Origin of the sequence: Pseudomonas sp. BNK-7 (genome assembly GCF_048072025.1) — a bacterium.
GTDB lineage: Bacteria > Pseudomonadota > Gammaproteobacteria > Pseudomonadales > Pseudomonadaceae > Aquipseudomonas > Aquipseudomonas danubii.
Window position 1 is genome coordinate 494,837 of the sequence record NZ_CP182252.1, and the last position, 21,402, is coordinate 516,238.

General features: G+C 64.2%; 13 protein-coding genes. 4 read left to right on the plus strand and 9 right to left on the minus strand.

Features of this window, described 5'->3' with window-relative positions; genetic code table 11:
- Nucleotides 1-104: 104 nt before the first annotated feature.
- The 5 genes from ACMGF8_RS02340 to ACMGF8_RS02360 form a co-directional block, all read right to left on the minus strand.
- Complete coding sequence (locus tag ACMGF8_RS02340; protein ID WP_102861983.1) at nt 105-3,122, minus strand: sarcosine oxidase subunit alpha; 3,018 nt, start codon at nt 3,120-3,122, stop codon at nt 105-107.
- Nucleotides 3,119-3,421, minus strand: coding sequence for a sarcosine oxidase subunit delta (locus tag ACMGF8_RS02345; RefSeq protein WP_011063902.1), 303 nt, complete (start codon nt 3,419-3,421; stop codon nt 3,119-3,121). Before ACMGF8_RS02345 ends, ACMGF8_RS02340 begins: the two co-directional genes overlap by 4 nt.
- Nucleotides 3,422-3,435: 14 nt before the next feature.
- Complete coding sequence (locus ACMGF8_RS02350; protein ID WP_060841439.1) at nt 3,436-4,686, minus strand: sarcosine oxidase subunit beta family protein; 1,251 nt, start codon at nt 4,684-4,686, stop codon at nt 3,436-3,438.
- A 23-nt stretch (nt 4,687-4,709) separates the two neighbouring features.
- Entirely contained in the window at nt 4,710-5,963 is a 1,254-nt protein-coding gene (locus tag ACMGF8_RS02355; protein WP_047289636.1) for a serine hydroxymethyltransferase, read from the minus strand.
- 393 nt (nt 5,964-6,356) lie between these two features.
- Complete coding sequence (locus ACMGF8_RS02360) at nt 6,357-7,097, minus strand: TraX family protein (protein ID WP_250329795.1); 741 nt, start codon at nt 7,095-7,097, stop codon at nt 6,357-6,359.
- Between the two features lie 116 nt (nt 7,098-7,213).
- Here ACMGF8_RS02360 and ACMGF8_RS02365 point away from each other — a divergent pair, with 116 nt between their 5' ends.
- The 3 genes from ACMGF8_RS02365 to ACMGF8_RS02375 all read left to right on the plus strand — a co-directional run bounded on the left by ACMGF8_RS02365 (nt 7,214) and on the right by ACMGF8_RS02375 (nt 10,877).
- Entirely contained in the window at nt 7,214-8,254 is a 1,041-nt protein-coding gene (locus ACMGF8_RS02365; protein WP_102861985.1) for a threonine aldolase family protein, read from the plus strand.
- A 353-nt stretch (nt 8,255-8,607) separates the two neighbouring features.
- Nucleotides 8,608-10,053, plus strand: coding sequence for a purine-cytosine permease family protein (locus ACMGF8_RS02370; protein WP_115581106.1), 1,446 nt, complete (start codon nt 8,608-8,610; stop codon nt 10,051-10,053).
- Nucleotides 10,050-10,877, plus strand: a complete 828-nt coding sequence (locus ACMGF8_RS02375) for a nitrilase-related carbon-nitrogen hydrolase (protein ID WP_250329794.1) — start codon at nt 10,050-10,052, stop codon at nt 10,875-10,877. The genes ACMGF8_RS02370 and ACMGF8_RS02375 overlap by 4 nt, the downstream gene beginning before the upstream one ends.
- A gap of 70 nt (nt 10,878-10,947) precedes the next feature.
- Here the strand turns inward: ACMGF8_RS02375 and gbcB are convergent, their stop codons facing one another.
- On the minus strand, nt 10,948-12,048 hold the full coding sequence (gene gbcB, locus ACMGF8_RS02380; RefSeq protein ID WP_102861988.1) for a glycine-betaine demethylase subunit GbcB: 1,101 nt from the start codon (nt 12,046-12,048) through the stop codon (nt 10,948-10,950).
- 290 nt (nt 12,049-12,338) lie between these two features.
- On the opposite strand from gbcB, the gene gbcA reads away from it, so the two are divergent.
- On the plus strand, nt 12,339-13,634 hold the full coding sequence (gbcA, locus tag ACMGF8_RS02385) for a glycine-betaine demethylase subunit GbcA (RefSeq protein WP_102861990.1): 1,296 nt from the start codon (nt 12,339-12,341) through the stop codon (nt 13,632-13,634).
- Between the two features lie 196 nt (nt 13,635-13,830).
- Here the strand turns inward: gbcA and ACMGF8_RS02390 are convergent, their stop codons facing one another.
- The 3 genes from ACMGF8_RS02390 to ACMGF8_RS02400 all read right to left on the minus strand — a co-directional run bounded on the left by ACMGF8_RS02390 (nt 13,831) and on the right by ACMGF8_RS02400 (nt 20,594).
- Nucleotides 13,831-15,096, minus strand: a complete 1,266-nt coding sequence (locus ACMGF8_RS02390; RefSeq protein ID WP_207166681.1) for a metallophosphoesterase family protein — start codon at nt 15,094-15,096, stop codon at nt 13,831-13,833.
- A 47-nt stretch (nt 15,097-15,143) separates the two neighbouring features.
- On the minus strand, nt 15,144-17,012 hold the full coding sequence (locus ACMGF8_RS02395; protein ID WP_250329792.1) for a hypothetical protein: 1,869 nt from the start codon (nt 17,010-17,012) through the stop codon (nt 15,144-15,146).
- A 129-nt stretch (nt 17,013-17,141) separates the two neighbouring features.
- Entirely contained in the window at nt 17,142-20,594 is a 3,453-nt protein-coding gene (locus ACMGF8_RS02400; RefSeq protein WP_416758578.1) for a GMC oxidoreductase, read from the minus strand.
- Nucleotides 20,595-21,402 lie beyond the last annotated feature (808 nt).

The window sequence follows — 21,402 nt, forward strand, 5'->3', positions numbered from 1 at the left end:
GCGGTCGCTTGGGAACCGGGCGCAAGGTTTTGCCTCCCGGGCAGGTCCTGCGGACCTTGGCGCAGCCTGCGGCAGCGGCTACAGGGTGCGTGCCCGGGTTCATGTCATATGTTCTGGCGGTCGCCCTTGGGGTCGAAGAACACCGAGGAAACGATTTCCGCCTCGATCACCCGGCCATCGGCCAGGGGCGCGAAGACCCGCTCGCCCAGGCGCTTGAGGCCGCCCTTGACCACGCCCAGGGCAAAGGAATAACCCAGGGAGTTGTGGGCATAGCTGGAGGTCACGTGACCGACCATGCTCATCGGGATCGCCTGCTTGGGGTTGAACACCAGTTGCGCGCCTTCCGGCAGCCACTGGGTCGGGTCGATCGGCTTGAGGCCCACCAGTTGCTTGCGCTCCTCGCGCACGCAGTCTTCCCGGTTCATCCCGCGCCAGCCGATCCACGAGAACGGCTTGGTCCGGCCCACGCACCAACCCATGTTCAGGTCGTCCGGGGTCATCGAGCCGTCGGTGTCCTGGCCAACGATGATGAAACCCTTCTCGGCCCGCAGCACGTGCATGGTTTCGGTGCCGTAGGGGGTCAGGTTGTACTTCTTGCCAGCCTCGACGATCTGCTCCAGCACGCCCATGGCGTAGTCGGCCTGGACGTTGACCTCGTAGGACAGCTCGCCAGTGAACGAGATACGGAACACCCGCGCCGGCACGCCGCCCACCAGGCCTTCCTTCCAGGTCATGAACGGGAAGCCGTCCTTGTCCAGGTCGATGTCGGTGACTTCGCTCAGCAGCTTGCGGCTGTTGGGGCCCGACAGGGTCATGGTGGCCCAGTGGTCGGTGACCGAGGTGAAGTACACCTTGAGGTCCGGCCATTCAGTTTGCTGGTAGATCTCCAGCCACTGCAGCACGCGGGCCGCGCCGCCGGTGGTGGTGGTCATCAGGAAGTGGTTGTCGGCCAGACAGGCGGTCACGCCGTCGTCGAAGACCATGCCGTCTTCCTTGCACATCAGGCCGTAGCGGGCCTTGCCCACGTCGAGCTTGGTCCAGGCGTTGGTGTAGATGCGGTTGAGGAACTCCCGGGCGTCCGGGCCCTGGATGTCGATCTTGCCCAGGGTCGAGGCGTCCAGCAGGCCGACGCTGTCGCGCACCGCCAGGCATTCACGCTTGACCGCGGCATGCAGGTCTTCGCCGTTTTTCGGGAAGTACCAAGGGCGCTTCCACTGACCGACGTCCTCGAATTCGGCGCCGTTCTTCACGTGCCAGGCGTGCAGCGCGGTGAAGCGTACCGGCTCGAAGATGTGCCCGCAGTGACGCCCAGCCACGGCGCCGAAGGTGATCGGCGTGTAGTTCGGGCGGAACATGGTGGTGCCCATCTGCGGAATGCTGACGTTCAGCGAACGAGCGGCGATGGCCAGACCGTTGACGTTGCCCAGCTTGCCCTGATCGGTGCCGAAGCCCAGGGCGGTGTAGCGCTTGACGTGCTCCACCGATTCGAAGCCCTCGCGGGTCGCCAGTTCGATGGCGGCGGCGGTGACGTCGTTCTGCAGGTCGACGAATTGCTTGGGCGCGCGAGCGGTGCCTTTTTCATGGGGCACCTGGAACAGCGCCAGGGTCGGTTCTTCCAGGCGGGCCAGGGCTTTGGGCAACACGCCCTCAACGCTCTGGAACCCGGCTTCGCTGGCGGCGCGCACGCCACCTTCGAAACCATCGGCCAGGGTGTCGCCGAGGCTGTAGACGCCGTTGATGCCACCGACGCACACGCGCTTCTGCGGTGCTTCACCGGGCACGAAACCGAGGATGTCTTCGCGCCACACCGGCTTGCCGCCCAGGTGCGAAGCCAGGTGCACCACCGGGCTGTAGCCGCCGGAGCTGGCGATCAGGTCGCAATCGAGCCATTCGCCGGGGCTGGTGACCTTGTGCGCCTTGACGTCGATGGCCGCTACGCGCGCGCCGGTCACGTGCTTGCTGCCACGGGCCTCGATCACCGCGCTGGAGGTGAGGATGCGAATACCCTTGGCCCGGGCCTCTTCCACCAGGGCGCCGCGGGGGTTGTGCCGCGCATCGGCGATGGCCACCACTTGCAGGCTGGCGTCGAGCCAGTCCAGGGCCACGCGGTAGGCGTGGTCGTTGTTGGTGGACAGCAGCAGTTTCTTGCCCGGGGCCACGCCGTAGCGACGCACGTAGGTGGACACCGCGCCGGCCAGCATGTTGCCCGGCACGTCGTTGTTGCCGTAGACCAGCGGCCGCTCGTGGGCGCCGGTGGCCAGCACCACGCGCTTGGCGCGGACCCGGTGGATACGCTGGCGCACCTGGCCGATCGGCGCGCGGTCGCCGAGGTGATCGGTGAGGCGCTCGTGGATGGTCAGGAAATTATGGTCGTGGTAGCCGTTGACCGTGGCCCGTGGCAGCAGCAACACGTCCGGCAGCGACTTGAGCTCGGCAACCACACTGGCCACCCACTCCACCGCCGGCTTGCCGTCCAGGCTTTCGCGGCTGTCCAGCAGGCTGCCGCCGAACTCTTCCTGCTCATCGGCCAGGATCACCCGGGCGCCGCTACGGGCAGCGGCCAGCGCAGCCGCAAGACCGGCCGGGCCACCACCGACAATCAGCACGTCGCAGTGCTGGTTCATGTTGTCGTAGGTGTCCGGATCGTTCTCGGTAGGCGAGCGACCAAGGCCCGCCGCCTTGCGGATGTACTTCTCGTAGGTCATCCAGAACGATTGCGGGTACATGAAGGTTTTGTAGTAGAAGCCCGGCGGCATCAGCTTGCCGCCGACCTTGCCGAGAATCCCCATCATGTCGTTGTTGACGCTGGGCCAGCCGTTGGTGCTGGTGGCCACCAGGCCCTGGTACAGCGCCTGTTGGGTGGCGCGCACGTTGGGGATCTGGGTGGCTTCGGTGGCGCCGATCTGCAGCACCGCGTTGGGCTCTTCGCAGCCCGCGGCGAAGATGCCCCGGGGCCGGGAATACTTGAAGCTGCGACCGATGATGTCCACGCCGTTGGCCAGCAGGGCCGAGGCCAGGGTGTCGCCTTCAAAGCCTTTGTAGCTCTGGCCGTTGAAGGTGAAGGTGATGACTTTGTTGCGGTCGATGCGTCCGCCGTTGGACAGGCGATTGGTCTGGCTCATACCTTCTCTCCAGCAGCCTTGGCGGTGAACTGCGGTTTGGTGCCTATCTTGTAGGTTTCAAGAATTTCGTAGGTCACGGTGTCGCGGGTGGCGTTGAAGTACTGGCGGCAACCGGCGGCGTGAATCCACAACTCGTGGTGCAGGCCGCGGGGGTTGTCACGGAAGAACATGTAGTCGCCCCACTCCTCGTCGGTGCAGGCGTTGGGATCCAGCGGCCGGGGAATGTGGGCCTGGCCGGACGAATGGAATTCCTCTTCGGAGCGCAGCTCGCCGCAGTGAGGACAGAAGATATGCAACATAGGGAGTTGTCCTTTTAGTGGGCGACCGCAGCAGCGCCGTGTTCGTCGATCAGCGCACCGTTGTGGAAACGGTCGATGGAGAAAGGGGCGGCCAATGGATGCATCTCGCCCTTGGCCAGGCTTGCGGCAAACACGTTGCCCGAGCCCGGGGTGGCCTTGAAGCCGCCGGTGCCCCAACCGCAGTTGAAGAACATGTTCGGCACCGGGGTCTTGGAAATGATCGGGCAGGCGTCCGGGCTGGTGTCGACGATGCCGCCCCACTGGCGGTTCATGCGCACCCGGGAAAGGATCGGGAACATCTCGACGATGGCCTGGATGGTGTGCTCGATCACCGGGTAGGAGCCGCGCTGGCCGTAGCCGACCCAGCCGTCGATACCGGCGCCGATCACCAGGTCGCCCTTGTCCGACTGGCTGATGTAGCCGTGCACCGCGTTGGACATGATCACGCTGTCGATGATCGGTTTGATCGGCTCCGACACCAGGGCTTGCAGCGGGTGGGATTCGATCGGCAGGCGGAAGCCCGCGAGCTTGGCCATGTGCCCGGAGTTACCGGCGGTGACCACGCCGACGCGCTTGGCGCCGATAAAGCCCTTGTTGGTCTCGACGCCGATGCACACGCCGTTTTCCTTGCGAAAACCGATGACTTCGGTCTGCTGGATCAGGTCCACGCCCAGGGCGTCGGCAGCCCGGGCAAAACCCCAGGCCACGGCGTCGTGACGGGCCACGCCGCCACGGCGCTGGACCGTGGCGCCGAGGATCGGATAACGGGTGTTTTTCGAGCAATCCAGGTAGGGGATTTCGTCCGCCACCTGCTGGGTGTTGAGCAGCTCGCCATCGATGCCGTTGAGGCGGTTGGCGCTGACCCGACGCTCGGAATCACGGATGTCCTGCAGGGTGTGGCACAGGTTGTAGACCCCGCGCTGGGAGAACATGACGTTGTAGTTGAGGTCCTGGGACAGGCCTTCCCATAGCTTCATGGCGTGCTCGTAAAGCTGCGCCGACTCGTCCCACAGGTAGTTGGAACGCACGATGGTGGTGTTGCGCGCGGTGTTGCCGCCGCCCAGCCAGCCTTTTTCCACCACCGCGACGTTGGTGATGCCGTGTTCCTTGGCCAGGTAGTAGGCCGTGGCCAGGCCATGCCCGCCACCGCCGACGATGACCACGTCATAGACCTTCTTCGGGGTCGGCGTGCGCCACATGCGCTGCCAGTTTTCATGGTGGCTGAGAGAGTGCTTGAAGAGGCCGAAGCCCGAATAGCGTTGCATAGTCATTGCTCCAGTTGCGGCTCTCAGCGGTAAACCGGGAAATCAGCGCACAGGGCTGCCACCTGGCGCGCGACATTGGCCTCGACGTCGGCATCGCCGAGGTGGTCGAGGATGTCGCAGATCCAGCCCGCCAGTTCGGTGCACTGGGTGACCTTGAATCCGCGGGTGGTGACCGCCGGGGTGCCGATGCGCAGGCCGGAGGTGACAAACGGCGACTGCGGGTCGTTGGGCACGGCGTTCTTGTTCACGGTGATGTGGGCGCGGCCCAGGGCGGCGTCGGCATCCTTGCCGGTCAGGCCCTGACGGATCAGGCTGACCAGGAACAGATGGTTGTCGGTGCCACCGGACACTACATCGTAGCCGCGTTTGATAAATACGCCGGCCATGGCCTGGGCGTTGTCGATCACCTGTTGCTGGTAGGCCTTGAACCCGGGCTCCAGCGCTTCCTTGAAGCACACCGCCTTGGCGGCGATCACGTGCATCAACGGGCCGCCCTGGGCGCCGGGGAATACCGCGGCGTTGAGTTTCTTCTCGATCTCTTCGTTGGCCTTGGCCAGGATCAGGCCGCCACGGGGACCGCGCAGGGTCTTGTGGGTGGTGGTGGTGACCACGTCGGCATAGGGCAGCGGGTTGGGATACAGACCGGCGGCCACCAGCCCGGCGACGTGGGCCATGTCGACGAACAGCAGCGCCCCGACCTTGTCGGCGATCTGCCGGAAACGCGGGAAGTCCAGGGTCTTGGAGTAGGCCGAGAAGCCGGCGACGATCATCTTCGGCTTATGTTCCACGGCCAGGCGCTCGACTTCGTCGTAGTCGATCAGCCCGGTGCGGGTATCGATACCGTACTGGACGGCGTTGTACAGCTTGCCCGAAGACGACACCTTGGCGCCGTGGGTCAAGTGGCCGCCATGGGCCAGGCTCATGCCGAGAATGGTGTCGCCGGCCTGCAGCAGGGCCAGGTACACCGCGCTGTTGGCGGAAGAACCGGAGTGCGGCTGGACGTTGGCGTAATCGGCGCCGAACAGCTGCTTGGCGCGCTCGATGGCCAGGGCCTCGACCTTGTCCACATGCTCGCAGCCACCGTAGTAGCGCTTGCCCGGGTAGCCTTCGGCGTACTTGTTGGTCAGCCCGCTGCCTTGCGCCTGCATCACCCGCTTGCTGGTGTAGTTCTCCGACGCGATCAGCTCGATGTGATCTTCCTGGCGTTGTTCCTCGGCATTGATCGCCGCCAGCAGTGCATCGTCGTAACCCTGGATCTGGTCTTGCTTGCTGAACATCACGTCTCTCCCAGCGGCGGCGCTGCGCCTTTCGTCTCGGTGAGGCCAGCCTTAAAGCTGCGCCCTTTGGATGCGATGGTATGACCGGCAAGGGGAACTCAAATGCCTATGGACGCCACGCAAAGGTGCGTTTACGACATGCCTTGGCGCACGGAGATAAATGCCTCGGGCCACAGCCGGGCGAAGGCTCTGGATCGACACCTTGCGGCGCAGCACAGGTCCGGGTCGCAGGCGAAAGGCGCCCGCCCCTGTAGCCGCTGCTGAGCCTGCGAAGCTGCGCAAAGGTCCGCAGGACCTTGCCTGGCGATCTCCAGCCACACCTCTACACCCTCAAGATCGCCGCGTCTGCTACGTCGCAATGCCGCCCAAGCCGTTCGCAGCCTGCGGCAGCGGCTACAGGAGTTGGCGCAGGGCCAGCAGCAGGAGAAAGTGCGCCGGGTACAGCAGGTAGGCCCAGCGGCGCATGGCCGGCACCGACCTGCCACGCAGCCCCCGCAGCAGCCTCACTCCCAGCCACGGCGCCAGCAGACAAACGGCAATACCGCAGGTCGCCACCGGATTGCCCAGGCGCGCCGCCGGGAACAAGGTTTCCCACTGGTTGGCCGCCAGGCACAAGGCCCCGGGCAGCAGGCTGAAATACCAGGGGCGACGCAGCACCAGCAGCAAGGCCAGTGGCAGCAACACCCCGAAGGCGCCAAACATCAGCCAGCGGGACAAACCCAGCGCCAGCAACAGGGCCACCAGGCCAAGCGCCAAGGCCAGTCCCCGACGCTGCTGCCAGCCCCGGGCCACCAGCAGGCCCAGCGCCAGGGTCGGCAGCACATTCAAGGTGTCGGGATCAGGCACGAACAGCCGATAGGGGATCTCACTGAGCGCGCTGAACAGCAGCAGCCAGCCCAGGTAGCGCCATTGCCCGGACGGGCGCCCGGCACGCTCGCCCAAGCGCGTCAGATTCACCGCCATCGCCAGGCAGAACCAGGGAAACGCCAGCCGCCCCGGCACATACAGCCAGTCCAGGCTCAGGCCCACATACCGCAGGTGATCCAGCACCATGCTCAGCAGCGCCAGCCACTTCAGCGCATCCAGCGCCCCATCGCGCTGGCAGTTGTCGGTTTTCAGCATCGCATCACGCATAAATCCTTATGGGCCCTGCATTATTCCGGCATAAACAGAGCGTGTGCTCGGCCATTGTTCTTGGGTAAAGTGCGCACCATCATCGACCACGGAACTCTCTTACACGGAAGCCGGCCATGACCGACAAAAGCCAACAGTTCGCCAGCGACAACTACTCCGGCATCTGCCCTGAAGCCTGGGCCGCCATGGAGCAGGCCAACCACGGCCACGAGCGCGCTTACGGCGACGATCAGTGGACCGCTCGCGCCGCCGATCATTTCCGCAAGCTCTTTGAAACCGACTGCGAAGTGTTCTTCGCCTTCAACGGCACCGCCGCCAACTCCCTGGCCCTGTCGTCGCTGTGCCAGAGTTATCACAGCGTGATCTGCTCGGAAACCGCCCACGTCGAAACCGACGAATGCGGCGCCCCGGAGTTCTTCTCCAACGGTTCCAAGCTGCTGATCGCCGGCACCCAGAACGGCAAGCTGACCCCGGAATCGATCCGCGAGATCGCCCTCAAGCGCCAGGACATCCACTATCCCAAGCCGCGGGTGGTGACCCTGACCCAGGCCACCGAAGTGGGCAGCGTCTACACCCCGGAAGAAGTCCGCGCCATCAGCGCCACCTGCAAGGAACTGGGGCTGAACCTGCACATGGACGGCGCGCGCTTCTCCAACGCCTGCGCCTTCCTCGGCTGCACCCCAGCGGAGCTGACCTGGAAGGCCGGCGTCGACGTGCTGTGCTTTGGCGGCACGAAAAACGGCATGGCGGTGGGGGAAGCGATCCTGTTCTTCAACCACAAGCTGGCGGAAGACTTCGACTACCGCTGCAAACAGGCCGGCCAGCTGGCCTCGAAAATGCGCTTTCTCTCAGCGCCCTGGGTCGGCCTCTTGGAACACGATGCCTGGCTCAAGCACGCCCGCCACGCCAACCACTGCGCACAGTTGCTGGCCCAGCTGGTGGCCGACATCCCTGGCGTGGAGCTGATGTTCCCGGTGCAGGCCAACGGCGTGTTCCTGCAACTCTCGGAACCGGCGATTGCCGCCCTGACCGCCAGGGGCTGGCGCTTCTACACCTTCATCGGCAAGGGCGGCGCGCGCTTCATGTGCTCCTGGGACACCGAAGAAGAGCGCGTGCGTGAACTGGCAGCGGACATCCGCACCGTCATGAGCGCCTGACCCACCCCCTTCGCATGTAGGAGTTGGCTGGCCAGCGAACAGGCCCGCAACCCGGGCGCCGGTCTCACAGGTGCCTTCGCCGGCAAGCCGGCTCCTACAACAGCCAGCTCACCTCCAGCCCAGTAGGAGCTGGCTGGCCAGCGAACAGGCCCCCAAGCCAGGCGCCGATCTCACGGGCGCCTTCGCCGGCAAGCCGGCTCCTACAACGACACGCCCTCCTCCATGGGAACTGGCTGGCCAGCGAAAGCATCAGTTCACAAATTCCTGAACTGATTATTTGCCCCTGCTGATTCAACATCCGCCACCTTTATCCGAGACTCCGGGGTCGACCTATAAAAACAAAGGCTCCACCCATGACGACTCAGTCTTGCGTCACCGAAAAGGCCCAGTCTCCCGGCCTTGCGATCGAAACCCGCTCCATCGACTACGTGCCGCGCAACGAGCGCCACGGCAAGGTCTGGCACCAGGGACCGTTCTGGTTCACCGGCAACTTCGTGCTCACCACCATGGTCACCGGCTTCACCGGCGCGGCCCTGGGCCTGGCCCTGCCCTACGCCATTCTGGCGATCGTCATTGGCGTGTGCCTGGGCACCTTCTGCATGGCCTTCCACGCCAACCAGGGGCCGCGCATGGGCCTGCCGCAGATGATCCAGTCCCGCGCCCAGTTCGGCCTGCGGGGCGCCATCGTGCCGTTCACCGCGGTGGTGTTCGTCTACATCGGCTTCAACGTGTTCAACGTGATCCTCGCCACCGACGCCATCAACACGGTGATCCCCGGGGCCCGGGCGCCCTGGTACAGCCTGATGATCGCCGTGGCGGTGCTGATCGCGGTGGTCGGCCATGACCTGCTGCACACCGTGCAGCGCTGGCTGACCTACGTGATGATCAGCGTGTTCGCGGTGCTCACCGTCAGCGCCCTGCTGACCTTGCAGGCCGACTCGGCCCTGGCCGACCCGCAGTTTTCCTGGTCGGCGTTCCTGATCCAGCTGTCGGCCGCCGCCGGCTACCAGATCAGCTACTCGGTGTACGTCTCCGACTATTCGCGCTACCTGCCGCACCAGACGCCGTCGCGCCAGGTGATTTTCTGGACCTACCTGGGCGCCGCCGGCTCGGCCCTGTGGCTGATGTCCCTGGGGGCCTTCCTGGCGTCCGCCCTGCCCTCGCCGGACGCCATTGCCAGCGTGCGCGAAGTGGGCAACACCCTGATTCCCGGCTTCGGCACCTTCACCGTGCTGATCGCGGTGCCGGCACTGGTGGGCATCATGGCGGTCAACTGCTACGGCGCCATGCTCACCGGCATCAGCGCCATTGACGGTTTCAAGTCGATCAAGCCCACCCTCAAGAGCCGGGTAACCGGCATCCTGCTGGTGGCGGTGGTGATCTTCCTGATCGCCATGAACATTCCCGAAAGCTACCTGGGCAGCTTCAATACCTTTGTCCTGCTGATGCTGTACTTCCTGGTGCCCTGGACCGCGGTCAACCTGGCGGACTTCTACCTGGTGCGCAAAGGCCGCTACGCCATCAGCCACATCTTCAATCACGCCGGCATTTATGGCCGCTGGTCCAGCGCCGGGTTGCTGGCCTACTTCCTCGGCTTGCTGGCGATGGTGCCGTTCATGTCCCTGAGCTTCTACCAGGGCCCACTGTCCCAGGCCCTGGGCGGCGCCGACATTGCCTTCGTGATTGGCCTGGCGGTGGCCGGGCTGGTCTACTGGGCGCTGACCCGCAACCTGGACCTGGAAGCCGAACGCCTGGCTATCCAGGCCAGCGAACAGCAACTGGAAGGAGGCGCGCAATGATCCCCCAGACATCCCTGAAAGTGGCCTGCCAGCAACTGGCACCACGAGTCGGCGACCTGGACTACAACCGCACCCTCAGCACCGAGGCCATCCGCCAGGCCGCCGCCCACGGCGCCCAGGTGGTGGTGCTGCCGGAACTGGTGCAGAGCGGCTATGTGTTCCGCGACCTGCAAGAAGCCCTGGCGCTTTCGGAAAGCCTCGACGGGCCGACCTTGAGCCTGTGGAAAACCCTGGCCGAAGAACTGCAGGTGGTGATTGTCGGCGGCTTCTGCGAGCGCCTGGACGATCAGCGGGTGGCCAACAGCGCCGCCCTGATCGAGCCTGAAGGAACGCTGACGGTGTATCGCAAGGCGCACCTGTGGGACCGGGAGAACCTGATCTTCACCCCGGGCGACGAGCCGCCCCCCGTGGTGCCCACCCGCTTCGGGCCGATCGCCATGATGATCTGCTACGACCTGGAGTTCCCCGAATGGGTGCGCCTGCCGGCCCTGGCCGGGGCCGCGCTTTTGTGCGCGCCGGTGAACTGGCCGGACGGCCCGCGCCCGCCCAGCGAGCGGCCGGCGGAGATGGTCCGGGTCCAGGCCAACGCGGCGGTCAACCGGATGTTCATCGCCGCCTGCGACCGCTGCGGCGAAGAGCGCGGGGTGAACTGGGTGGGCGGCTCGACCATCGTCGATGCCGATGGCTATCCGCTGGCGGGAAAGAATCGGGAAAACGGGCAGCAGTTGCTGCTGGCGGAGCTGGACCTGGCCCAGGCCTGGCACAAGTCCATCAGTCAACATAACCATGTGCACCTGGATCGGCGACCGGCGTTGTATCAGTAGCCGGGTTGCCCCTGTTCGCTGGCAAGCCGGCTTCTACAGCAGATGGGTGTAGGAGCCGGCTTGCCGGCGATCAGAACTCCACGCGCACGTCGCCCTTGGGCACGCTGCAGCAGGACAGGATGTAGCCTTCGGCTTCGTCTTCCTCCGTGATCCCGCCGTTGTGCTCCATCACCACTTCGCCGCCCAGCTTGAGCACCTTGCAGGTGCCGCAGATGCCCATGCCGCAGGCCTTGGGGATCATCAGGCCGAGCTTGGCTGCGGCCGCGTGCACGGTTTCCCCCGGGGCCACGCGGATGCTCTTGCCGGAGGCGGTGAACTCCACCTGATGCAGATCGGCCAGATCCGGCTCCGGCGCCTCGGCCGCCTGTTCCGCGTGTTCCACGGCGTCGGCCCGGGCTTCGGGCGGGGTCGCGCCGAAGGATTCCTCGTGGTAGCGCGCCATGTCGAAACCGGCGGCTTCCAGCAGGCGCTTGACCGCATTCATGTAGGGCGTCGGTCCGCAGCAGAACACTTCCCGCTCCAGGAAGTCCGGGGCCATCAGCTCCAGCATCTTGTGGTTCAGGTAGCCGCGATAGCCGGCCCAGGGCTCACCCAGGCCGTGTTTCTCGCAGATCAGGTGCAGGCTGAAGTTGTCGATCCGCGAGGCCATGTGTTCCAGCTCGCGGTGGTAAATGATGTCCTTGGGTGAGCGGGCGCTGTGGATGAACACCATGTCGACGTTGCCGTTGGTGTCGTAGAACCAGCGCGCCATGGACATCACCGGGGTGATGCCAACGCCGCCGCTGAGGTAAAGCACTTTCGGGCTGGGGAAATCGATGGCGTTGAACAGCCCCACCGGCCCGTGCACCGCCAGTTCCTGGCCTTCATGCAAGGTGTCGTGCAACCAGTTGGAGACCTTGCCCCCAGGCACGCGCTTGATGGTCACCGAGAAGCTGTAGGGCACCGATGGCGAGCTGGAGATGGTGTAGGAACGCATCACCGGCTGGCCTTCGATCTCCAGCTCCAGGGTGACGAACTGCCCGGGCTTGAAGAAGAACATGATCGGCTGGTCGGCCATGAAGCAGAAGGTCCGCACATCCCAGGTTTCCTGGATGACTTTGACGCAACGGACGATGTGACGGCCATTGGCCCAGGTCTGGGTGGTTACCGGGTTGAGGAAGGTGTTGGACATGCTGTTCTCCACGGCCGACTGTCGGCGTCTTGTCAGCGATTCTGCGTAAGGCTTCTCGCGCCCATTTACCTATCTGCGACATTCACATGCTTATCGCGACCAGCCCCCAGTTACAGGGGCTCCCCCGTCGGGAACAGATTGGGCCATGTCGCCCATGGATAAGGTTCAAGGCGCCCGCGGACCCACACTCGCCTCAAACACGACAACCGATTTTTCGTGACTTGCGTAGCACCCACCGTAGCCACTATTTAATTCGCCGGCCGCACAGAACGGCCATGAGGACTTGAACGATGGACGTCACCGCAACCCTGAGCTTGGGCGATCCACTGGAACCTGCACGCAAGGCCACTGCACAGATGCTGCAGGAGCGCGAGCGGACCTTCTCCCTGCCGCAGCCTTTCTACTGCGACGACAGGCTGTTCGATATCGACATGCAGGAGATCTTCCAGAAGGAATGGCTGATCGCCGGCATGACCTGCGAGATCCCCACCAAGGGCAACTACATCACCCTGCAGATCGGCAAGAACCCGATCATCGTCATCCGCGGCGCCGACGGTGTGGTCCACGCCTTCCACAACGTCTGCCGCCACCGCGGCTCGCGGCTGTGCACCAGCGACAAGGGCAAGGTCGCCAAGCTGGTCTGCCACTACCACCAGTGGACCTACGAACTGGACGGTCGCCTGCTGTTCGCCGGCACCGAGATGGGCGCCGACTTCGACATGAAGCAATACGGCCTGAAACCGGTGAACGTGAAGACCGCCGGCGGCTACATCTTCATTTCCCTGGCCGAGAATCCGCCGGCCATCGACGACTTCCTGGCGACCCTGGCCCATTACATGGAGCCCTACGACATGGAGAACACCAAGGTGGCGGTGCAGACCACCTTGCATGAAAAGGCCAACTGGAAGCTGGTACTGGAGAACAACCGCGAGTGCTACCACTGCGTCGGCTCGCACCCCGAGTTGCTGAAAACCCTGCTGGAATGGGACGACGTCACCGACCCGCGGGCCGACCAGGCGTTCAAGGACCACGTGGCCGCCTCCGCCGCCGCCTGGGAAGCCGAGAAGATCCCCTACGCTCACGCCAGCTTCGGCCTGCGCAACCGCATCGTGCGCATGCCCCTGCTCAAGGGCACCGTGTCCATGACCCTGGACGGCAAGCAGGGCTGCGCCAAGCTGATGGGGCGGATCAAGAACCCGGACCTGGGCTCGATGCGCATCCTGCACCTGCCGCATTCGTGGAACCACTGCATGGGCGACCACATCATCGTGTTCACCGTGTGGCCCATCAGCGCTCAGGAAACCATCGTCACCACCAAGTGGATCGTGCACAAGGACGCGGTGGAAGGCGTGGACTACGACGTCGAGCGCATGCGTCAGGTGTGGGACGCCACCAACGCCCAGGACCGGCGCCTGGCGGAAGAAAACCAGCGTGGCATCAACTCCACCGCCTACCAGCCGGGTCCGTACTCCAAGACCTATGAGTTCGGCGTGGTCAACTTCGTCGACTGGTACAGCGAGCGCATGCTGAGCAACCTCGGCGCGGAACCGGCGCCTTATCTCAAGGGCGTGCCGGTCACTGGCTGACCCCCCAGGCTCGGCAGCGGCTACAGGGTTGGTGTAGCCGCTGCCGCAGGCTGCGAACGGCTTGGACGAGATTGCGACGTAACGCGCGTAAGGATCTTGCAGGCGACAGAGGTTCGTCTGGCGACCGTCAAGCAAGGTCCTGCGGACCTTGTCGCAGCCTCGCGGGCTCGGCAGCGGCTACAGGTTTTCAGGGTTTTCAGGGCCTTCGAGGCAGTGACCAACTGACCGCGCCGGTCTCGCCAATGAAGTCTTCGCTGATCTGCGCCCCATCCAGCTTCACCCTCACGTAACCGTTACGCACCCGCAGCGGGTAGTTCGGATCATCCGCCGACAGGGTTTCCGACCACAGCACCTGAGGGTTGCCTTTCAACTCGCGGGTGACGCCATAGGGAATCGCCCCGTGGCCGATGCAGCGCCCGTACATGCCGTCCTTGGGCGCATAGCAGATGCCGTTGTGCAGGTGCCCCCAGTACCAGTAGTCCGGCACCCGGCCCAGGGCCGCGACCACCTGCTTGTACAGCGCGGTCTGCTGCTGGCCGCTGATGTCCAGCCCCTGGTGATGACTGAGCAGCATGATCTTGCGCCCCTGGCCCTTGCTGGCCACCAGGTCCTTGAGCCATTGCTGCTGCGGGGGATTGAGGTTGCCGTCCATGTACAGGTTCATTTCGTCGGCGGCATAGGCGCTGTCCAGGCCGACGATCAGCCAGTGGCTGTTGAACAGGGCGAAGTAGCTGGTGCCCTGCTGCTTGGGAAACAGTGCGGCGATTTCGGCAAAGTAGCCATGGGCACCGCTGTACATTTCATGGTTGGAGTTGAGGCTGAATGACGCCTGGCGGCCCATGGGCCAATCGGCAAGGTCGGCGTTCTCTTCGCTGCCGGTACCGGCGTAATACACATCTCCCAGGTGGACGGTGAAATCCGCCTGGTCCTGCTTGATCAGGTCCGCCACACGTTGCGCCGCCGAGTTGGGCTGGAAGTAGCCGGTGCCCCAGTCCCCGGCCATGTCCAGCAGCACGTTGTCGGCCATCTCGATCAGCGCCGGGGTGGTGCCGAAGGTCGCGTGCTTGCGCAGGTTCTCGATCCAGTTGAGCAAGGCCTCGCTCCAGCGCAGGTCCAGCAGCTCCCACTGGCGACAACCCAGCAGGGTGCCGTCCTTCATCACCTGGGTCTGCAGCTCGGCCACCGTTTGTGGCAGGGGCTTGGCGTTGCCCAGGTGCAGCACCGACAGGCCGTGGGCCAACTCCCAGGGCACCGGCGCCTGACCGGGGGGCAAGTCGCCGTGAATCAGGGCGTACTGCGCCTGGTCATGGGCGCGCTGCAGCAGTTGCACGATCGCCTGCAGCTCCGCCGGCTCAAGCTGGCTACGGAGTTTTTTCCAGGCCAGGTCGAGCCTGGCCAGCAGCCCGTCGACCCGGGCTTTCACCTGTTCGTATTCATGTTCCAGATTGCTCACAAATGACATACCGGCATCCCTCTTGATGGTCCCTTTGCCCAAACGCCGAACGGGCGTCACAGGGTCTTCATGTATTCGATCAACTGCCACTTCTGCTCTGCGGAAAGCTGCGTGCCGTACAGATGGCCGCTGTTGCTGTTGCCCTCCAGATGGGTGTCGTACTTGAAGGAGCCCGGCCCCTGGACCGCCGCGCCACTGGTGATGAAACCGACCTTCTGCGGGTCATACACATCCGAGCCGGTGTAGAACACCTGGGGCCGCAGTTCCGGGGCCTGCAACAGGTCCCAGAGGCTGGGCACCGAGCCGTTGTGCAGGTACGGCGCGCGCAGCCAGATGCCGTCGGTGGGGGTGTTGCTGTAGCTCTGGGTCTTGCGATAGGCACCGAAGTCGAAAGGCGGCTTCTTGAACCCATGGAAGGCTTGCACCAGGCCGGTGGTGAAGGAGTCCAGGCGGTGGGGATCGGTGCCCAGCGTCTGGATATTGGTCGTGACCTGGCCGGTGTCGGCCTTGCCGAAGTCATGGCAACCGGCACAGTTGGCCTCCCACAGCGGCTTGCCCTGGGCCACCTTGGCCTGATCCAGGGCGAACGGCCAAGCCGGCGGTTTGTGCCCCAGCAGCCAGTTGGTGACCCGGTTGAAGCTCTCAGGCAGCACCGATTGCGGGGTCGCGCCCACCGCCATCGCCGCCGCGTAGTTGCGCTCGCGGATCTGGTTGTTGTTGCCGTCCCAGTGCAGGTACATCGATTCCCGCGGCTTCTGGTTCCAGATCTGCGGCAGGTCCACGGTGCCGATGGTGGAGTCGTCGGGGAAGCCGAACACCACCATCTTGGTCGGGTTGAAGGTGTCGGTGCGCCCCGGCCCTTGCTGCGGCCGCAGCTTCTGCCAGGCATAGGCCTGCTTCTGCTTGAGCAGCGCGCTCTTGGCCATGGGCATGATCAGGTAGCGGTTGTACAGGCGTTCGACAAAGCCCAGCTGGAACTTGGCGTTGATCGCGTTCATCAGCGCATCCACGGTGAATTTCGGATCGCTGGCGCAATCGTAGGCAAACCACTGGAAGGCCTGGAGCTGCATCAGGTTGGCCGGTGCAGTGGGCACCACCTGGGACACATCGCTGGCGCTGGCCCGGTAGGCACCGGTGTGGCACAGGGCGCAGTTGGGCTCCACCGTGGGGTAGCCCAACTGCCGCTTGGCCATGCCCACCGGCAGGTCCCGGCCGTTCTCGTAGAGGAAGCCGAAGACCTCGTAACCGCCGGGGCGCGGGAGTTTTTCCGGGCACATCTGCGGCAGCACGGCAAACAGGTAGTAAGGAATCCGCGCTTCGATCCCCAGGCCGATGGCGGCGTACTTGAAGTGATCCTCGTCCGAGGCTTCCGGCGGCTGGGGCACCTCGCGAATCATGTTGACCCACGTGGCATAACCGACCACCCCCAGGACCAGCAGCAGGACCAGGCTGCCCACGCGAAAGCTGTGGCGCTTCCAGCAGGCGGCCCAGTACTGGCGCCAGTCGTGCAGCCCGGCACAGAGCAGGGCCCAGGGCCGGTTGGCCGGGGCACTGCCCAGGTACAGCAGGATGCCGAGGATCAGGAACATGCTGAGGTCGCCCATCAACATGGGCACGAACACCTGGGACTGGTTGCTGGTATTGATCAGGTAGATCCAGAACGCCACGGCGATCAGCCGCGACAGCACGCACAGCCAGGAATGCACCACGAAGCGCGGCGCGTTGCAGCCCGAAGGCATGTAGAACAGGCTGATGCCCACCAGCAGCATGCCGGTGTTTTCCAGCCAGGGGTCCGACAGCACCGGCGGCAGGCCGACCACCGCGGTCAGCAGCGCCGGGGCAAACAGCGCCGGCAGGGCGAACACCATGTTCATGGCGATGCCCAGCCAGATGAAGCGTTGGAACCAGCGGATATAAGCGTTCATATCAACCTTCCCTGCATCCATGTGTAGCGGCCGCCGCAGCCTGCACTTGGCCTCCAAGCGCGCGTGCTGCGGTGCCTGTTGCCTGATCTGGCGCGGGCCCGCGGCGATCTTGCCGCGGGCTGGCCTGGGTCAGCCCCGGGCGGTCTTGTCCAGGTGCGCGAGGATCAGCGGGTACACATCGACCACCGCGTTCTTGCCGAAGATGCAGTCGATGTGTCCGTAACCCGGCACCACGTGGCGGCTGAACAATTCGGGGCCATGGAGTTGGCACAGGCGTTCATAGGTCTTCTGCGTGCTTAGCGGCAGGTAGCACTGGTTGTCGGCGCCGCTGATAAAGCAGATGGGCAACTTCAGCCGATCGAAATGCGGCATGTAGACGTCACGCCCCTTGAAGTCCACCAGGTGCCCCTTGCGACAGATCAGTGCCAGATGCTCGAAGGTCTCGATATTCGAGGCACCGAACAGCTCGTGCAGGTTGTCGTGCAGGGTCTGGTTGAGGGTGTCGTGACGGTACAGCGAGGCGTACATGAAGGTGATGCGGTGGCACACCGGATTGGTGCAGTAACCCTGGGCCTCGATCCGCGCGTAGCCATTGAGCGCCGTGTCGTAGAGGCGGTTGAACAGGCTTTCCTTGCTGTCGGTGTAGGCCGTCAGCGACTTGATGCCGATGGCGTCGAGCATGCCCGGCAGGTGCAATCCGGCCTTGATCCCGGTGGCGGTGGCCACCACGGTATCGGCGGCAATCTGCGAGCAGACCACCGAGCGCACATCCTTCAGGCCCGCCAGCAGCGACATGAAGAAGGTCGTGGCGCCGTAGCAATGCACCACGCATTGCACGTCACGGGCCCCGGTCGCCTGCTTGATCTGGCCGATGGCGGCCTTGAAATCATAGGCCGCGATCTGGTCGCCATTGCATTCGCGCTTGCTCGCCGGCAACAGGATGCTGACCCGGAAATCCAGGAGCCAGACGTCATAGTCGTGCTTGCACAGGTACTCCAGCAGGTTGGTCTGGATGGTGTCGGTGGAGAAGATGTTGGAGCCCACGCCCAGCCCGTGCACCAGCATCACCGGGCCTTTGCTGCCGGCCTGGTAGCGGGTCAGGCGCAACTGCACGTGGTCTTCGGTCTCGAAGAACTGCACCGTGGGCACCGGCGCATCCAGGGGCCGTTTGGTCCGCGGCGGTGCGTCGGGGTTGAAGTAGATGTCTCCGGCGAACACGCCGCCGTAGCTCTCCCAGAGAATCCCGGCGAAGAACTTGCCGAAGCGCGCCAGGGCCTCGATACGCTCACGCTCGTTGCGCGCATTGAGCACCTTCATGGTGGTCATCTGCCTGGCGAAGTCCGCCGGCAGGATGTGCATCACCCCGGAGCCCAGCACCGGGCCGCTCTTGTCCTGGCCGCGGTACAGGGTCACGTACAGGGTGCTGGTGTCGGGCCAGATGTTCAGCACGCCGTGATCCTCGGGCACGGTCTTGAACGCGCTGAAGTAATACTGGTTGCCGTCCTCGGCGGTCAGGCGCATGTCGTAGTTCATGTGGCGCACGCCCACCTGCTGCTGGAACTCCTCGAACAGGTTGAACACCCCGTGGCTGGCCACCAGGGGCTGAGCCGACAGCGCCGGAGCCTCCAGGGTGCCCACCAGGGTGGCGGCGTGCTCGGGCTCCTTGATCATCCGGTTGAGGTCGTTGGCCGTGATGGTCAGGGTGAACTCGATGGGAGAGTTCTGCGCCTCGCCGCGCTTGGCCGCCTCCTGATAGCGCGCCAGATCGGTGCCCTGGGGCTGGGTGAAGGCCGTGGAAAAATAGCCCTTCATGGTCTCGGTGAACTGCACGCCCAGGGTCGGCGCCGGCACCGCCTTGCTGGGGGCCGAGGGCAGGCTGTAGTCAATCTTCCAGCCCCGGTCTTCGGCCAGCAGGCGCATGTTGCGCTCGCTGACCGCCGAGATGGTCAGCAGCGGATTGACCGCCAGTGAAGTCGGAATCACCGCGCCGTCCGCCACATACAACCCGGGATAGACCTGGGTGCCGCTGGCGCCGCAAAACACCTGGCCCTTGTGGTTGACCACCCCCTGGGTGGCGTCTTCGCCCATGACGCAGCCACCCAGCGGGTGCACCGAAACGATGCTGTGCTTGAGCAGCTTGGTCCAGATCGGATTCTCCACCCAGACTCCGCCCAGCGCCTTGGTGCTCTGGTACAGGCGCTCGTTGCCAAGAATCACATTGGGCTGCTGGCCAACACCCGGCCAGTCGATGCGCAGTTGATCCTTGGCGTCCAGCAGCATGCGGCCGCGGCCATCGTCATGGCTCATGATCAGGTAGGTCTGCATGTTGTGCAGCGCACCGTAATAAGGCCCCCGCAGAAAGCTCTCGGCCTCGCGCTCCTTGTAGCCCAACTGAGCGCTGAGGCTGTTGTCGGTGGCCTTGCCCAGGGTCGCGGCAAACAGCGCCATGCTGGGCACCATGGCCCGGCCCAGGGCACCGGGAATCGATCCCTCCTCGATGACCATGCGGCTACGCCAGTCGCCTTCGGTGCGCATGTCGATGATGGAGGTGATGCACGGCCCCACGGGTTTGATCTCACTGGCCGAATGGGTGCCGAAGCCGATGCCGTTGATGGTCTGCTCACAGTTGTGGCCGAACCCGAGGATGTCGCCGTTACCGCTCATGTGCTCACCCAACTGGTCCGAGGTGGACAGGCCCTTGGCCCTGGAGCGCAGGAGAATTTCCGTGGAGCCCAGGGTGCCGGCACTGAGCACCACGATGTCGGCCTTGACGAACAGGGTCGGCGCCGAGAACTTCTCGCGACCGCTGTCCAGGTATTGGAAATGTACGATCCAGCCATCGCCCTCCCGCTCCAGGTAGCGCACTTGGGCCTGGCAGAAAATCTCGGCGCCATGATTGCTGGCGTCCGGCAGGTAATTCATCAAGGTGGTGTTCTTGGCCTTGTTGTTACAGCCCGAGACACAGTCGCCACAGTGGTTGCACGGCAGTTGCTCGACCCCGACATGGTTGAGGTTGTTGGGCAGCTTGGCGAAGGTCACGTTGATCGGCGGCTTGTAGAAGTGCGCACCCTGCTTGAGATACTCCGCGGACTTCTGGTTGGCCTGGAGCTTGGGCAAGGTCGGCGCCGAGTCGGGATAGGGATTGGGCTTGAGCATCTCCCGGGCCCGGGCATAGCCCTCCTTGAGCAAGGTATCGCGATGCTCGCGCACCGCCCGGGGCCAGCGCGGGTCGTCGAAGACCCCGGGTTCGGGCTCCAGGGCGACGTTGGCATTGATCAGCGAGGTGCCTCCCAGGCCGCAACCGACCACCACGTTCTGCTGGGCGTTGACGTGCAGATCGAAGAGCCCGGTGCGCGAGCCGATGTGGCCGTCGGGGTCATGCACCTGCAGCTCTTCGGTGGCGCTGGCCAGGGTGTTGGGGTACTCGCCCGGCTGGATCTCCCGCCCTCGCTCCAGCAGGCAGACACGCCGACCGGCCCGGGACAATCGGGAAGCGGCGATGCCACCTCCGTAGCCGGAACCGATGACAACAACGTCGTAGTGTTCCTGGATCTCGCTGATGGGGGTCGCGATCCGAGTCATGGCGGGGTTCCTCTCAGGCTGATGGGGCAACTCTGTGGTCGCCTCTAATGGGTGCATCCGTCAGCGCGCAGGCAGCCGAACAGGCAGGCCTTGGCGCCTGAAACACAAGCAGTGAAGGGACAAAACGAAGGGCAGGGCTACAGACGTGCGCGCTGGTTGGCGGCACGGCGACGGGTACGTCTAGGGAGGGGGGCCCCGGTCGGATAAACCTGCGATAAACGACAATCCATTGCCTGCACTCCCTGAGCCGGATGTGGATAAGTTGCCGCTAAGTCCTTGTGGCATCAGTGAAGACAGGCCACCTATCACTGTCAAGAAAGCCATTAGAACTGTACGAAATTTGATCTATTGCCGTGCACGCTATGGATTACAGGGGGTGCAGCCTTCCGCGAACATGTTATCCACACCTTGGCCCACAGCAACTGTGGGCAAATGAGCGAGGGCTGGGGATATTTCAGCAGGCAATGCCAAGAAAATCCGTGACTTATGGGAAAACAGCAGTTTTGCCGGCAATTGATCAATTATTGAACAAAGCTCTGAAAGGCACGTATTCAGAGGCCTGTAGAGGAAGGCGAACACCTTATCCACAGAACGGCCAACAGACTTTGGGGGCAACTGGGGTCAGAAGCATCAGCAACTGTGGAAAACCCCTGGAGGCCACGAAATATCGAGGCTTTACCCGAATAATCGAGCCTGAACAGCGTATTTGGATGTTTTTTGATCAAAGCATTCAAGCTCAGGTTCTACGGGGCCTGCAGCGCTAAGCGAACATCTTATCCACAGAAGCGCCAACAGACTTTGGGGGCAA